At 71.8% G+C, this 13640-nt stretch carries 14 protein-coding genes; 3 read left to right on the top strand and 11 right to left on the bottom strand.

Translation table 11 applies throughout. From position 1 onward, the window contains the following. Positions 1-374: 374 nt before the first annotated feature. The 6 genes from ABD993_RS32315 to ABD993_RS32290 form a co-directional block, all read right to left on the bottom strand. A complete protein-coding gene (locus ABD993_RS32315; RefSeq protein WP_345426754.1) occupies positions 375-1319 on the bottom strand; it encodes a quinone oxidoreductase family protein in 945 nt (314 codons plus the stop codon). Next, entirely contained in the window at positions 1319-1678 is a 360-nt protein-coding gene (locus ABD993_RS32310; protein WP_345426751.1) for a hypothetical protein, read from the bottom strand. The genes ABD993_RS32315 and ABD993_RS32310 overlap by 1 nt, the downstream gene beginning before the upstream one ends. Beyond that, entirely contained in the window at positions 1675-2538 is an 864-nt protein-coding gene (locus ABD993_RS32305; RefSeq protein WP_345426749.1) for a DODA-type extradiol aromatic ring-opening family dioxygenase, read from the bottom strand. Before ABD993_RS32305 ends, ABD993_RS32310 begins: the two co-directional genes overlap by 4 nt. Continuing rightward, positions 2531-3358 carry a citryl-CoA lyase gene (locus tag ABD993_RS32300; protein ID WP_345426748.1) on the bottom strand — a complete coding sequence of 276 codons (828 nt, stop codon included), beginning with the start codon at positions 3356-3358 and terminating at the stop codon, positions 2531-2533. The genes ABD993_RS32305 and ABD993_RS32300 overlap by 8 nt, the downstream gene beginning before the upstream one ends. Then, positions 3351-4535, bottom strand: coding sequence for a CaiB/BaiF CoA transferase family protein (locus ABD993_RS32295; protein WP_345426747.1), 1185 nt, complete (start codon positions 4533-4535; stop codon positions 3351-3353). The genes ABD993_RS32300 and ABD993_RS32295 overlap by 8 nt, the downstream gene beginning before the upstream one ends. A gap of 71 nt (positions 4536-4606) precedes the next feature. After that, a complete protein-coding gene (locus ABD993_RS32290) occupies positions 4607-5413 on the bottom strand; it encodes an IclR family transcriptional regulator domain-containing protein (RefSeq protein ID WP_345426746.1) in 807 nt (268 codons plus the stop codon). Positions 5414-5595: 182 nt separating this feature from the next. Here ABD993_RS32290 and ABD993_RS32285 point away from each other — a divergent pair, with 182 nt between their 5' ends. From ABD993_RS32285 to ABD993_RS32275, 3 genes are read left to right on the top strand one after another with little or no spacing between them, the layout of a single operon-like run. Further along, positions 5596-7032, top strand: a complete 1437-nt coding sequence (locus ABD993_RS32285; protein ID WP_345426745.1) for an amidohydrolase family protein — start codon at positions 5596-5598, stop codon at positions 7030-7032. Between the two features lie 22 nt (positions 7033-7054). After that, complete coding sequence (locus tag ABD993_RS32280) at positions 7055-8221, top strand: RsbRD N-terminal domain-containing protein (protein ID WP_345426743.1); 1167 nt, start codon at positions 7055-7057, stop codon at positions 8219-8221. Beyond that, positions 8194-8733 carry a GntR family transcriptional regulator gene (locus tag ABD993_RS32275; protein ID WP_345426741.1) on the top strand — a complete coding sequence of 180 codons (540 nt, stop codon included), beginning with the start codon at positions 8194-8196 and terminating at the stop codon, positions 8731-8733. Before ABD993_RS32280 ends, ABD993_RS32275 begins: the two co-directional genes overlap by 28 nt. Positions 8734-8790: 57 nt before the next feature. Here ABD993_RS32275 and ABD993_RS32270 read toward each other — a convergent pair whose 3' ends face one another. The 5 genes from ABD993_RS32270 to ABD993_RS32250 are packed head-to-tail and all read right to left on the bottom strand — an operon-like array spanning position 8791 to position 13567. After that, on the bottom strand, positions 8791-9711 hold the full coding sequence (locus tag ABD993_RS32270; protein ID WP_345426739.1) for a LysR family transcriptional regulator: 921 nt from the start codon (positions 9709-9711) through the stop codon (positions 8791-8793). Then, positions 9668-10696, bottom strand: coding sequence for an amidohydrolase family protein (locus tag ABD993_RS32265; RefSeq protein WP_345426737.1), 1029 nt, complete (start codon positions 10694-10696; stop codon positions 9668-9670). Before ABD993_RS32265 ends, ABD993_RS32270 begins: the two co-directional genes overlap by 44 nt. Then, complete coding sequence (locus ABD993_RS32260; RefSeq protein WP_345426735.1) at positions 10693-11226, bottom strand: cupin domain-containing protein; 534 nt, start codon at positions 11224-11226, stop codon at positions 10693-10695. The genes ABD993_RS32265 and ABD993_RS32260 overlap by 4 nt, the downstream gene beginning before the upstream one ends. Continuing rightward, complete coding sequence (locus ABD993_RS32255) at positions 11223-12170, bottom strand: fumarylacetoacetate hydrolase family protein (protein ID WP_345426733.1); 948 nt, start codon at positions 12168-12170, stop codon at positions 11223-11225. Before ABD993_RS32255 ends, ABD993_RS32260 begins: the two co-directional genes overlap by 4 nt. Then, the gene (locus ABD993_RS32250; RefSeq protein ID WP_345426731.1) at positions 12167-13567 is read right to left on the bottom strand and encodes an MFS transporter; all 1401 of its coding nucleotides are present in this window, start codon (positions 13565-13567) and stop codon (positions 12167-12169) included. The genes ABD993_RS32255 and ABD993_RS32250 overlap by 4 nt, the downstream gene beginning before the upstream one ends. Between the last annotated feature and the right edge of the window lie 73 nt (positions 13568-13640).

The following is a 13640-nucleotide window of genomic DNA, read 5'->3' as shown; positions in this document are numbered from 1 at the left end:
AGCCCGGCCAGGCGCAGCGCTTGCGCGGTGTGGCTCGCATAGAGCCTGCCCTGCAGCAGCAGCCTCTCGACCTCTGGATCGCGGTGGCCGAGCACATAACCGATGTCCGCTGTCATGGGTGCGAGCCTGGCAGCGCCGATGCTGCGTAGCGTGGAGCAACTGTGAACAAGAGCGCACGTCCCGGTCGTGTCGCGGTGTGAGGGGCCCCGGGACACACGCGGTGGGGTGCGGGCCCCCACTTCCCGGGGCCCGCACGCTCGCGGCGGGAGGCGACGGCCGGCCCGGACCGGTCGATCAGCCGGTCCGGCTGGGCGACGCCGCCGACCAGCGAGGTCGGGAGCAGCGGAGGAGTCGCACGGTGTCTCCAGGCTCGTTCAGGGTCGGAGGACGATGCGGCCCCCGGCGCAGCCTGCGGCCTGACGCTGCCACGCCGCCGTCACGTCGTCGAGGGGGACGGACTCGTGGGCGACGGTGAGCGCGCCGCGCCGGACGGCCTCGGCGACCTCGCCGATCGCCGCCCGCCGCTGGTCCGCGGTGAGTGCGTTGTTGGTGTAGCCCAGGATCCGCAGCGACCGGCTGCGGATCGTGGACGAGTCCAGCGGGCTGGTCTCCCCTGCGCTCCCGCCGAGGTTGACGAGCCTGCCCTCGGGCCGCAGGGCGCCCGCGGCCGCCGCGGCGGGGACCCCGTAGAGCGGGTCGACCACGAGGTCCGCGGGGCCTGCGGCACGGAATCGGGCGGTCATGCCGTCGAGATCGTCGTCCAGCTCGACGACGACGTCCGCACCCACCTCGCGGGCCCGTTCCTGCGCCGCCCCCGACCGGGCCCCCGCCACGACTCGCCCGGCACCCGCAGCGCGGGCCAGCTGGATCGCGGCCTGCCCGACCACTCCACCGCCGCCGAGGACGATCACCGACTCGCCCGCCTGCAGCCCACCGGTCCGGTGCAACGCGCCGAACGCGGCGACCGCGGACAGCCCGGTGGCCGCCATCAGCACCGGATCGACGCCCTCCGGGAGTGCGACCAGCTCGTCGCGGCGCGCGACCGCCCGCTCGGCCATGCTCCCGTCCCCGGGCCTCATCCCGGCGGTGGTGGGGAACCACACCAGGCGGTTCTCGTGCCGACCGACACCCTGGACCCCCGGGACGTACGGCGTAGCGGGCCGCCCGAAGTAGCTGGTCCCACTGGCGCACAACAGGTCCAGCGGTGTGATCGGCGCCGTGACCACCTCGATCAGCACCTCGTCCGAACCCGGCGCAGCATCCCCACGGTCCACCAGGACCGGAGGCTCGCCGCAGGTCGTGACGGCCGCGGCGCGCATCAGGTGGCGATGTCCGGGTACGGCAGGGTCCGGTCGGCGAGCCTGCGCGCGTACTCGGTCTGAAAGCCCATGGGTTCGTGGTCCCGCTCGAACATGGCGATGAACAGGGTGAGGGTGAGGAACGGATGTGCGCCCATGTCGAACAGCGTCGGATAGTCGTGGGTGGACAGTGCCTCGCGCTCGGCCGCGTCGAAAGCGAGCCAGGTGGAGCGCTCGTCGTCGATGCAGTTCAGCACCCGGTTGGCCTCGGTGGCCTCCCACCAGGCGACGGTCTCCCGTGGCTCCTCCCGGTACCGCTCGACCAGCGCGGGGTCCCGGTCGATGGTGAAGAGGAACTTGTTCAGCAGGTACCTGCTCACGCGGGGCCTCCGTTCGGGTACCAGGTGAAGTAGGCCTCCATGGTGTGGAAGAGGTCGTAGGTGTCGACGTAGTCGGCCTTCCGGCCCTCCCCCGCCACCCCCATCATGAGCATGAAGTCCATGAAGCCGTGGGTGGCGTTGCCGGGCAGGTGCAAGCTGTCGAGGCTGACCTCGGCGAGGCACTCCTCGACGTCGCCGCCCGCGATCCAGCCGACCGCCTTCTGGTCGAACTGAGGATCGGGCCCGTGCGGTCCGAACTGCCGCGGCCCGCCCAGCTCCAGGGACAGGTGCCCGGTCCCGATCACGGCGACCCGCTTGTCGGAGGGCCAGGACTCGATCAGCTCCCGGATGGTGCGTCCGAGCTGGACGAAGCGCTTCGGCTGCGGCAGCGGCGGCGCGAAGATGTTCGTGTAGATCGGCACGATCGGCAGGTCCGCCTCGGGGCGGAGGGTGATGATCGGGCAGGTGATGGAGTGGTCGATCCGCAGCTCGTTGGAGAAGGCCAGGTCGAAGCCGGCGTCGAGGCCCTTGCGCAGCACGTACGCCGAGAGGTCCTCATGGCCCTTGAGAAGCATGCGCGGCAGGCCGAACTCGCGTTCCTCGTTGTACCAGTTGGCGTCGTAGGAGGGCGCCTTGCCGACGAGGAACTGCGGCATGTTGTCCAGCCACAGCTGGTGGAAGTGGTCCGAGCCCACCATCACCAACACGTCAGGGCGGGCGCGGGTCAGGGTCTCCCGGAACGACTCGATCTTGCGCACCCACTCGTCCGCGAAAGGCGGGCGGTCCTCGCCCACCGAGGTACTGGCGCGGTAGTAGAACGGGTGGTGGGTGGATGCGATGACCGCAACCAGCTCAGCCATGACGGCCTCCCTCGGCGTCCGACGAGTGCTGGGCAGGAGGTTCGTAGGGGTCCGGGGCGACGGACCTGTTGTGGAGGTCGACCGACAGGAAGATCTCGTTCCCCACCGGGTGGCGCAGTTCCTCGGCGAGCTGTCCCATCAGCCCCGCGGTGCGGGCGAGCAGCGCGAACCCGCGCAGCAGCTCCAGGGGCAGTCCGAGATCCGCGAGAGCGGCCCCGCAGACACCGGCGCCGTTGAGCGGCAACGTCTTCCCCAGTATGCGCGGGTGGACGCGGCCGATCGCGGCGAAGAGCTGGAGGTGGGGGCCGTAGAGGTTCTCCTCGGCGGCGATCTGGAACAGCCGCGGCGTGCGGGGGTCCCCCTCCTTGTGGACGTGGTGGCCGAGGCCGGGGACGAACCGCTGCGCCTCCCGCTGCGCCGTGACCACGGCCAGGGCCAGCTCGTCCCAGCCTGCGTCGTCCGTGGGGAGGTCCGCGGGCAGCTGGGCGTGCAGGAAGCGGCCGCAGTCCTCGGTGACCCCGAGGAAGCGCGAGCCGCCCCCGAGCAGGCCCGCGGCCAGCGCGCCCTGGATGGAGTCCGGCGCGGACAGCAGGGTCAGCCGGGAGACGATCGCCGTCGGGGTGAACCCGTGGTCGGCGAGCGCGGCCAGCACCGCCTCGAACACCCTGGTCTCGCCCGGTGTCGGGCGGCGCTGGGTCGCCAGCCAGAACGCCAGCTCGCCGAACCCGACCGATCCCATGACGTCCTCGGCCAGGTCCCGGCCGAGCAGCGTGATGTCCTTCAGGCTGGAGGCGCCCAAGGCGGTCTCGTACTCAGGCATGGTCGGCCTCCTGCGGGGCGGTCAGCCACCTGCGCAGCTCGACACCGTGCTCGTCGAGCTCGGGGGGTGGGAGCCGATACACCGCGGGAGTCTCGGAGAACCGGATCGGGTGGCGTGTGGTCGGCACGGCGCGGTCACCCTCGCCGACCTCGACGATCGGGTCGAGCTCGAAACGCTCGGCCATCGCGAACCCGCCGTCGATGGTGTTGATCGGCCCGCTGGGCACGCCTGCCTCGGTGAGCAGCTCGAACCACTCCAGCGCTCCCCGCCTGGCGAGCTGCTCGGTGAGCAGCGGGCGGAGCTCCTCGCGGCGTTCGGTGCGGTCGGCGTTGCCTGCGAACCGGGGGTCCTCGGCGACCTCGGGGATCCCGAGGACCCCGCACAGCTTGCGGAACTGCTCGTCGTTCCCGGCGGTGATGATCAGCTCGTTGTCCGCGGTCGGAAGCGGCTCGTAGGGGAACAGGCTCGGGTGCGCGTTGCCCATCCGGAACGGCACAACCCCGCCCGCAGCCCAGGCCGAGCTGTGGTTGACCAGCCCGGTCAACGCCGAGGAGAGCAGGTTGACCTCGACGTGCTGCCCCTCGCCCGTCGCGTCGCGGTGGTGCAGGGCGGCCAGGATGCCGATGGTGGCGTGGTTGCCCGCCATCACGTCGAACACCGAGATCCCAGCGCGGTAGGGCGGCCCGTCCGGGTCGCCGGTCAGGCTCATCAGACCGGACATGGCCTGGACCATGAGGTCGTAGCCGGGCACGTTCCGCCCTGCGCCGGACCCGAACCCGCTGATCGAGGCGTAGATGACTCCCGGGTTGTCGACGCGGACGGACTCGAAGTCCAGGCCGTACTTGGCCATGCCGCCGGGCTTGAGGTTCTCGATCACCACGTCCGCGCGGCGGGCGAGCTCACGGGCGACCGCGGCGTCGGCCTCGTCCCGCAGATCCAGCGCGATGGATCGCTTCCCCCGGTTGATCCCGAGGTAGTAGGTCGACACCTCGCCGCGCACCGGCGGCATCCACGTCCGGGTGTCGTCCCCGCGCGGGCCCTCGACCTTCACCACCTCGGCGCCCATGTCCGCCAACAGCATCGTGGCGTACGGACCGGCGAGGATTCGGGAGAAGTCGGCCACCAGTAGGCCGTGGAGTGGGCCCCCGCGGGTTGTGTCCGCGGTGCTCGCGGTCATGTCGCGCCTCCGTGTCCGCACTACGGACATGTGTCCGTCAGCGCGAGTCTGGTGCGGCACCGTCGTCGTCGTCAACCCGCTGAGGCGGTGATGTGGGGAACCTCGGCGAGCCGCGCGTAGTCCGCACTGATGTCTCCCGCGGCCTGCAGCAAAAGCGGCAGGTGGTGGTCGAGGAGGTACTCGACCGAGGTCTCCGCGGCGTGGCAGTTGACGTTGACGCCGGCGAACACCCGGCCGGAGCCGTCACGCAGGGGCGCGGCGACCGACCGGATGCCGAGGGCGAGTTGCTCGTCGGTCAGCGCCCAGCCACGGGCCCGGACCTCGCGCAGGACGGCGTCGCGCTCGGTCCGGTCGGGTTGCCAGCGGGCGGTGAGACCGGACCGGGTCGGCTCGGCCAACACGCGCTCGAGCTCGTCGACCGGCAGTGCCGCGAGCTGCACCTTGCCCAACGACGTCGGCAGCGCCGGGAACCGCGTGCCGATCTGCACCGCGAGGGACACGATCTTCGGAACGGACACCCGGGCCACGTAGACGATGTCCGAGCCGTCGAGCTGGGCGATCGAGCAGGACTCTCCGGTCCGCTCCACCAGGCGCTCGAGGTGCGGGCGCGCCACGTCCCACAGCCCCATCGACCGGACGTAGGCCACCCCGAGCTCCAGCACCCGCGGGGTCAGCGCGAATCCGGACCGTTCGGCACGGACATAGCCGAGCTCAGCGAGCGTGAGCAGGATGCGACGGGCGGTCGGGCGCGCCAGGTCCGTCGCCTCGGCCACCTCGGCGAGGCTGAGCACGGGCCGGGCCGGGCGGAACGCCGCGATGACCTCCAGCCCTCTGGCCAGCGCTTCGATGAAGTCCGGCCCGGTTCCCTCGCGCGGCATCCCGATCCCCTCGCTCTCGTCCCGAGGTTGCCCGGGACCGCCTGACGGACAGCTGACCCGATCCGCTGTTCCGCCCGGCGCGAAACCTACACTTGACGGCCGCGTGCCCCGAGTCGAAGCTGCGATCGACAAGCAATGACCGCGATACGGACAGACGTCCGCGCCGAAGGGATGACCGTGTCATGACTCAGGGGCAAGCCGGCCACGGGCGTCCGGTAGTGCTGCGCAACGGCACCGTGCTGACCATCGACGGCGTCCGCCGCGTGCTCCCGGGGCACGACGTCCTCGTGGTCGACGGGCGGATCACCGAGATCGGCGTCGGGCTCGAGGTCCCCGCGGGCACCGACGAGATCGACGCCGCGGGCGGCATCGTGATGCCCGGGATGATCGACACCCACCGGCACATGTGGCAGACCGTCATGCGCGGGTACGGCGCCGACTGGACGCTGACCCAGTACTTCGTCTGGTACTACCTGGAGTGGGGCAGGGTCTTCCGCCCCGAGGACGTGCACGCGGGCAACCTGCTCGGCGGCGTCGAGGCGCTCGAGGCCGGCGTCACCACGACCGTCGACTGGTCCCACGGCCTGCAGACCACCGCCCACGCCGAGGCCGCCGCCGACGCGCTGGAGTCGCTGCCCGGCCGGTTCGTGCTGGCCTACGGCAACATCCAGGACGCGCCGGCGACCTGGACCGGCACGCCCGACTTCCGGGACTTCGTCTCCCGCCGCTCCGGCGGGCGGCTGGGCTTCCAGCTCGCGTTCGACGTCACCGGCGACCCCGCCTTCCCCGAGAAGCCCGCCTTCGAGGTCGCGCGCGACCTCGGGCTCGCGGTCACCACCCATGCCGGGGTCTGGGGCGCCACGGGCGACGACGGCATCACGCTGATGCACGACCACGGCTTCATGGCCCCCGAGACCGTCTACGTGCACAGCGCCTCGCTGTCCGCCGACAGCTACCACCGCATCGCCGCGACCGGCGGGTCGGTGTCGGTCTCCACTGAGAGCGAGCAGAGCGCGGGCCAGGGCTACCCGCCCACCTGGGCGCTGCGTGCCCACGGCATCCCCGTCTCCCTGTCGATGGACACCACGGTCTGGTGGAGCGGGGACCTGTTCTCCGCCATGCGCAGCACGCTCGGCGCCGACCGCTCCCGCGAACACCTCGAGGCGCACGCCAAGGGCGACACGGTGACCCACTCCTCGTTGCGCGCCGAGCAGGTCGTCGAATGGGCCACCCTCGGCGGCGCCCGCGCGCTGGGCATGGACTCGGAGCTCGGCAGCATCGAGGTCGGCAAGAAGGCCGATCTCATCCTGATCAAGAACGACCACTCCCCCGTCTCGTTCCCCCTGCTCAACCCCTACGGACACGTCGCCTTCCAAGCGCAGCGCGGCGATGTCCACACCGTGCTGGTCGACGGCCGCATCGTGAAGCGGGACGGCAGGCTGGTCGACGTCGACCTGACCGCGTTGCGCCGCACCGCCGAGGAGAGCGTGGAGCACCTGCGTTCCACGCTCGGCGACGAGGCCTGGGAGAAGGGCATGAACCCCGAGATCCCGGAGACCGAGGTGCTCGACAACCCGTACACCTACACCGACTACCGGAGCGACGCGACGCACCGCTGACGGACCGGACGGCAGATCTCCGATGACGCAGCTGCCCACCGCGCCCGGTCGCGAGTGGCTCCTCGAGCTCAGGCCGCGCGGACCGATCGCGCTCGACTCGGCCGCCAGCTCCTCGCCGAGGGTCGCCGAGACGATCGCCCACGTCGGGGAGGAGCCGGTGCGCTGTGCCATCGAGGTCGGCCACGCCATGGCCGTCACGATCACCCGCGAGATCCCGGTGTTCGGCGGCGGCGACGGCCCCTTCCAGATGCTGCGCAAGGGGACCGAGTCCTCGACGTTGCGTTCGCTGGTCCTCCTGGCCTTCCCGGCAGCGGAGCTTCAGCCGATCACCGAGGAGGCGCTCGAGGGCGACCGCGACTTCGTCCGTCGCGGCATCGCCCTGGACAAGGTGCTGCGCGGGATCAGGCTCGGCCATGCGGGGATGGCTCAGGCGTTCCTCGGCGCCTGCGAGGACCTCGTCGCGGGAGACCGGCTCGCCGACGAGATGAAGGCGGTCTCCGAGGACCTCTTCCGCTACATCGACAGCTTCTCGGACTCGATGGTCGTCGAGTTCCTGGCCGAGCGCGACAGATGGATCACGAGCGCCGCGGCCGCGCGGGACGAGACGGTCCGCCACGTCCTCAGCGGTGACGACATCGACGTCCGCGCGGCGACATCGGTGCTGTCCTACGACCTTCACCGCAGGCACCTCGCCCTGATCGCCTGGGTCGGCCGCGAGAGTGAGGCCTCCGACCTCGGTCGGGTCGCAGCCGCCGAGCTCGCAGCATGTGGGGCCACGTCCACTCTGATGATGCCGGTCGGCAGCTCCGCCCTGTGGGCGTGGGGTGTCCTGCCCGGATCCGGGCCGACCGCGACACCGTCCCCCGCCCCAGTCGTGCGCGACACCGACGTCCACGTCGCACGAGGACTTCCCGGCCGCGGGGTGGAGGGCTTCCGGCGCAGCCACCAGCAGGCCGCGCGAGCCGAACGTCTCGCCCGGCTCGCGGGCGACCGCGCCGCGCGCTCCACGGACTACGCCGACGTCTCCGCGATCACCCTGCTCGCCGAGGACCTCCCGAGCGCCCGCGACTTCGTCGCACGCGAGCTCGGCCCGCTGGCGACGCGGACCAGCGCGATGCCGACCCTGCGCGAGACGCTCCTGCGCTCCCGGTCCGTGAAGCATTGCGCAGGCTCGAGGGCCAGGGCCTGATCGAGCTCGCGCACGGGCGGAGCGCGACCGTCGTCCCGCTCTCCGCCGAGGACATCACGGGGATCTACGGTCTCCGCCGGATGATCGAGCCGGAGCTGGCGGCGCGGTCGGTGCCCGGTCACGGAGAGGCCGACCTCCGGTTGTTGCGCTCCCACATCGACGACTTCGAGAACACCGACTCGGAGGTCGTCTGGCAGGCACACCAGGACTTCCACCTGCGGCTGGTCCGTCCGGCCGCCTCGGCCTGGGATCTCCGGACGCTCGACCAGCTGTGGGCCGCTGCGGAGCGCTACACCCGACTCGTGTACGACTTCGCCGAGATCGCTCGAACGGAGCGGACCCGCCGCGAGCGCATCCACAGCACGATTCTCGACGCGGTGCAGTCGGGCGACGCCCACGCGACCCGGCAGGCCGTCGACGACCACCTGCGACACAACGAGGAGGAGATGGTGGAGCGGATCGAAGGCCTGGACCCGCACCGCCGAGACGTGGGTGCTCAGGACTCCGCCTGAGCCGGCCGACGACGGCGAGCCGCGCCCACGACCCCGAGATCGGGACGGCGGACCCGCTCAAGCCGGGCCGCACCCCGCCACCGCCCGCAGTGCGGCGAGCTCGGTGAGCCGGACCCGGGCCAGGGCGATGACGGCGTTCGCCGCCGGCGAAGGCCTGCGGCCCGCACGGGTCGCCGCGAGGAGCTCCCGCTCCACGGCGGGCTGTAGCCGGGCCGCGACGAGCACCCCCGCCTCGAGGTCCTCGCGGACGAACGTGAACGGCAGGATCGAGCAGTACTCCCCGCGCGCCACGAGGTCCCGGACCCTGTGGATGGAGTCCGTGCGGGACCCCGTGTCGTCGGTGTCGCTCACCAGGTCGGTACTGGCCCGCAGGAAGTCGCGGAAGCCGGGCGTCATGACCAGCCGGAGCGCGTGGAGCGCGTCCGCCGTGGCGGGGTCGGGAAGAGCCGGAACGGTCCCGCGCCGTGCGACCAGGAGCATCGCGTCCGTGCCGACGACGACCGTGGACAACAGTGGGTTGGGCGGGCCCGCCTGGTGGGTGAAGACGCCGAGCTCGAGGCGGCCCTCCTCGATCCACTCCTCCAGGAACATCGGCAGGGCCTCGACGATCTCGATCCTGGCCTGCGGGTGTCGTTCCGCGAACCGACCCTCCAGGTAGCCCGCGAGCGCGGGCACGAGTGACGGTGAGAGCCCGAGCCGGACGGTCCCGGTGAGCGTCGAGGCAGCAGCACGCACCGCCGACCTGATGTCCTCGACGTAGGTCAGCAGGGTCTGCGACATCTCCATCAGCCGGGCCCCGGGCACGGTCGGGCGGACCCCGCCGGGCATGCGCACCAGCAGCTCGACGCCCAGCTCACGTTCGAGCGCCTGGATCTGTTTGCTCAGTGCCGGTTGGCCGACGTGGAGCTTGTGGGCCGCCCGGCTGAGGCTCCCTTCACGGACGATCACCGTGAAGTACTGGAGCTGCCGCAGGTCCACCGGGCGATCCTAGCCCTCCATTCCCCGTGGGAATACCGACTGGATGCAAGCCCAGAAAGGCGAGGGCGTTGTCCACCTGCGCGGCCCGCCGTGACCGGTCCGGAAGGACGTCGACGCTGTGCACCGCCCGGGTGACGTGGTCGGGCATGAACGGGCTGTCCGTGCCCAGGAGCAGTCGATCCGGCCCGAACCGGGCGGCGAGCACCGGCAGCAGCGCAGGGTCCTGGACCAGGGTGTCGACGAACAGCCGGCGGACCGCGCGGTCCCACCGCTCGTCGCCGCCCGACGCCGCACGCAGCCGCGGCGCGACCCAGGAGAACGTGCCTCCGCCGTGTGTGAGCGCCACCCGCAGCTCCGGATGGCGATCCAGCACACCACCGGCGACGAGAGCGAACGCCGCAGCCGCGGTGTCCGTGGGCATCCCGAGCCCGATCTCGAGCGGCCCACCGGCGCGACCCAGCACCCCGCGTCCGCGCTGCACCGGGTGGACGAGAACCCCGGCGCCCGCGTCCGCGCAGGCCGCCCAGATCTCCGCCGTCTCCTCCCCGTCGAGATCGCGTCCGGCCATCCGGGTGCCGGTCTCGACGCCGCGCAGGCCGAGGGTCAAGCACCGTTGGAGCTCGGCTCGCGGGTCGACGCGGGGCAGACAACCGAGCCCGATCAGCCGTCCTCCCGACTCTCGGCACGCCTGCGCGATCTGGTCGTTGACCGCGCGGGCGTACCCGGGGTCGATCGTCCAGGCCCGCTCCATGACCTCCGGAACCGGTGAGATCACCTGGTGGGACAGGCCCACCCGATCCATCTCCGTCAGCCGCGTCGGCACGTCCCAGAGCGCGGTCGGGACCGCTCGGAGCCGACCCTCGCCGTCGACGATCCTCCCCTCACCGTCGTCCACGACGAGCCGCGGCGCCCCGTCGAGCGCGGGAAGTCCGGGGCCGCAGTGATGAGCGTGCACGTCCACCAGCGTGTACGGCCTCCCGGTCACGCGGACGACTCCGAACCCTGCGGCATGGGCGAGATGCGACCACCCAGGGCTGTGAGGTCCTCACCCAGGACGACGTCGCCGATCGTGACCGGCAGCGCGTCGATCAGCACGAAGAGCACCCGGACCGGCTCGTCGCCGCGGGCGACCCAGGAATGCATGGTGCCCCGCTGCACGAGGACGTCACCCGCCGTGAGGTGCCGGACCACCTCACCGCTGTCCAGGACCATGTCGAGCCGGCCGGAGAGCACGACGGCGACGTCCTGGGTCTCGGTGCGGTGCATGTTGGTGTGCTCCGCTTCGGCCGGGTCGAACTCCGCGATGCGGAACAGCACGCGTGAACCCGCCGGCCCGGGTGCGCCGTCGTCGAAGAGGTCCTCGTCGTTGCTGGCCGGGAACCGCCCGGTGCACCAGACGACCCGCGCCTCGTAACCCGGCAGCCGCGGCTGCGAGTCGACGGTCTCGTCCGACCTGACGATCGCCTTCCCGTCCGCAGCGTGCCCGGTGACCACCCGCCGGAATCGGAAGCTCATGTGCCGCTCCTCGCAGCGACCGACCGGAGCGGGATCGCCGCAGCGGCCGGCGTCACCACCTGCCGGGTCTCCCCCAGCCCCGTTCCGGCGAGGCTCACCACGTCACCCGGTTGCAGCCAGCCCGTGAAGTCCCCCGGGTCCGGGGTGTCGACGTGTTCCAACAGGCAGCCGCCGGGGACCGTCCCCGACCCGATCACGGCCCCCGGCGTGAGGTCCGCGCCCCGGGAGACGTAGGCGAGGAGTTCCCCGAACGTCCAGTCCATCCGGGCCAGTTCGCCCCGGGTCAGCTCGACACCGTTGACCGAGGCGGTCAGCTCCAGCCGCCCGTCCCGTCGGAACGGCTCGAGCTCGTCGGCGGTGACCAGAGTCGGTCCGAGTGTGATGGCGCCGTCCTTGCTCTTGGCCATCCCGATGCCCTGGGCCATGTCGACGACCTGATGGTCACGCGCGGTCCAGTCGTTGTAGAGGGTGAAGCCCACGATGTGCTCCTCGGCACGGTCAGGGTGCAGGTCACGGCCACCGCGCCCGATCACGGCCCCGACCTCGAGCTCGAGGTCGAACATCGTCGAGCCCGGTGAGATCGGCACGTCGTCGTACGGCCCGACGATCGCGTCGGCGTTGGCGAAGTAGAACGCGGGGCTCCGCGACCAGACCTCCGGCAGGTCGGTGTCGCGGCCGAGCGCCCGGTAGCACCCACGGAGATGATCGAGGAAGCACAGCCCGTCCCGGACCGACGGCGGGCGGCGGAGCGGGGCCAGCACCCGGACCTCGGCCAGTTCGCGGACCTCTGCGGGCGAGCGCCACGCATCCGCTCCCGCTTCCTCCAGGCTCCCGGTCGCGAGCAGGTACTCCAGGGTCGTTCCGGTGGCGAGCCCGCGGACGGACCCTCCGTCGAGGACCCCCGTACGGACGACGGCAGATGCCTCGTAGGTCACCCACCTCATGCCGTTCCTCCCTCGACCTGTGCCGCACGCACGTCCTCGCCCGTGTGCACGGCGTCCACGGGGTGGTCGCCACCGAACCCGTGGACGGGTCGTGCGCCGCGGCCGAGGTAGGTGCGGATGCGCAGCACCGCGACGGACGCCGACCCGACGAGGACGCACGCCACGAGCACCGTGTACATCGGGGCCCGGAGGCCGACCGTGGCGACCAGCCACACCAGGATCAGGTTCAGGAAGCCACCCAGCACCGCGACGACCACGTTGTAGGGCAGCGAGAAGCCCGTCTGCCGCACCTGGGTCGGGAAGATCGCCGCGATCAGCCCGGGGGCGGCGGCCGGGATGCCCGCCGCGGCCAGTGCGACCGGCAGCTGGATCAGGACGGCCGGCGCGGAGCCGGGGGCGAGCGACGGCAACACGAGGAGCAGGAGCACGGTCGCGGCGGTCGCTCCTGCGGCCCACTGCAGCATCCGGCTCCAGCCGTACCGGTCGGCGACGTAGCCCCACACCGGCATGGCCGCCATCGCGCCCCCGATCAGGATCAGGCTCGCGACGAGCGCCGAGGTCGAGGAGAAGCCGAGCGAGGTCTGCAGGTAGGTGGGCCAGAAGTTGAAGTAGGTGACGTTGACCAGCGTGAGCGCGACAGCCACGAGGACGGCGAAGAGGACCGCAGAACGGTGTCGCGCGAGCACCTCGCGCACCGGCGTGGCCGGAGGGTGCGCCCCGGCACCCGTCTCGCGGACGAACGCCGGCGTCTCGTCGATCCGACGGCGCAGGTAGATCGACACGGCGCCGAGTACCCCTCCGACGAGGAACGGCAGACGCCACGCGAGGGACGGCACATCAGGTGTGAGGTGGGTCGCGACGAGCCCCGCCGCGAAGGCCGCCGCCGCCCCCAGCAGGAATCCGCTGTAGGCCGTCATCTGCTGGAACGCGCCCGCTCGGGCGACGCCGTCGGGCCGGGCGTGCTCGGTCACGAACACCGCCGCCGCGGGGATCTCACCCCCGACCGCGCAGCCCTGCGCCACGCGCAGGAGCAGGAGCAGCGCCGGTGCGGGCCAACCCACCTGCTCGTAGGTCGGCAGGAGGCCGATGCCCAGCGTCGCCACCGACATGACCACGACGGTCAGGATGAAGAGCCGCTTGCGGCCGACCCGGTCGGCCACCCGCGCGATGAGAACGCCGGCCACGGGCCTGATCAGCAGCCCGGTCGAGTAGATCGCGAGCGTCTGTACCAGGCGCAGGGTGGGCGACAGGTCCGCCGGGAAGAACGCCTGGCCGATCAGGGTCGCGACATAGAGGTAGACGACGAAGTCGTAGTACTCGAGCGCGGCGCCCAGCGAGCCCAGCCGGATGTTCCGGCTGGCCCTCCGTCCGGCGTCGGTCGCCGATGGTTGCGTCATTGCAGGGGCATCCTTCGTGAGGCGTGTGTCGGTCGGAGGACCGCTGCGCACGCTGGGTGGGAGGTGGGGGATC

The organism is Pseudonocardia xishanensis, assembly GCF_039541715.1.
Taxonomy (GTDB): domain Bacteria; phylum Actinomycetota; class Actinomycetes; order Mycobacteriales; family Pseudonocardiaceae; genus Pseudonocardia; species Pseudonocardia xishanensis.
Note: the sequence above shows the minus strand (reverse complement) of the source record. Positions and strands in the feature narration are given on the sequence as shown.

Coding starts and splice junctions, on each gene's coding strand:
- ABD993_RS32300 (WP_345426748.1), bottom strand. CDS start 3,358: ATGCCTGAGTACGAGACCGCCTTGGGCGCCTCCAGCCTGAAGGACATC.
- ABD993_RS32290 (WP_345426746.1), bottom strand. CDS start 5,413: ATGCCGCGCGAGGGAACCGGGCCGGACTTCATCGAAGCGCTGGCCAGA.
- ABD993_RS32315 (WP_345426754.1), bottom strand. CDS start 1,319: ATGCGCGCCGCGGCCGTCACGACCTGCGGCGAGCCTCCGGTCCTGGTG.
- ABD993_RS32250 (WP_345426731.1), bottom strand. CDS start 13,567: ATGACGCAACCATCGGCGACCGACGCCGGACGGAGGGCCAGCCGGAAC.
- ABD993_RS32305 (WP_345426749.1), bottom strand. CDS start 2,538: ATGGCTGAGCTGGTTGCGGTCATCGCATCCACCCACCACCCGTTCTAC.
- ABD993_RS32255 (WP_345426733.1), bottom strand. CDS start 12,170: ATGAGGTGGGTGACCTACGAGGCATCTGCCGTCGTCCGTACGGGGGTC.
- ABD993_RS32285 (WP_345426745.1), top strand. CDS start 5,596: ATGACTCAGGGGCAAGCCGGCCACGGGCGTCCGGTAGTGCTGCGCAAC.
- ABD993_RS32295 (WP_345426747.1), bottom strand. CDS start 4,535: ATGACCGCGAGCACCGCGGACACAACCCGCGGGGGCCCACTCCACGGC.
- ABD993_RS32260 (WP_345426735.1), bottom strand. CDS start 11,226: ATGAGCTTCCGATTCCGGCGGGTGGTCACCGGGCACGCTGCGGACGGG.
- ABD993_RS32280 (WP_345426743.1), top strand. CDS start 7,055: ATGACGCAGCTGCCCACCGCGCCCGGTCGCGAGTGGCTCCTCGAGCTC.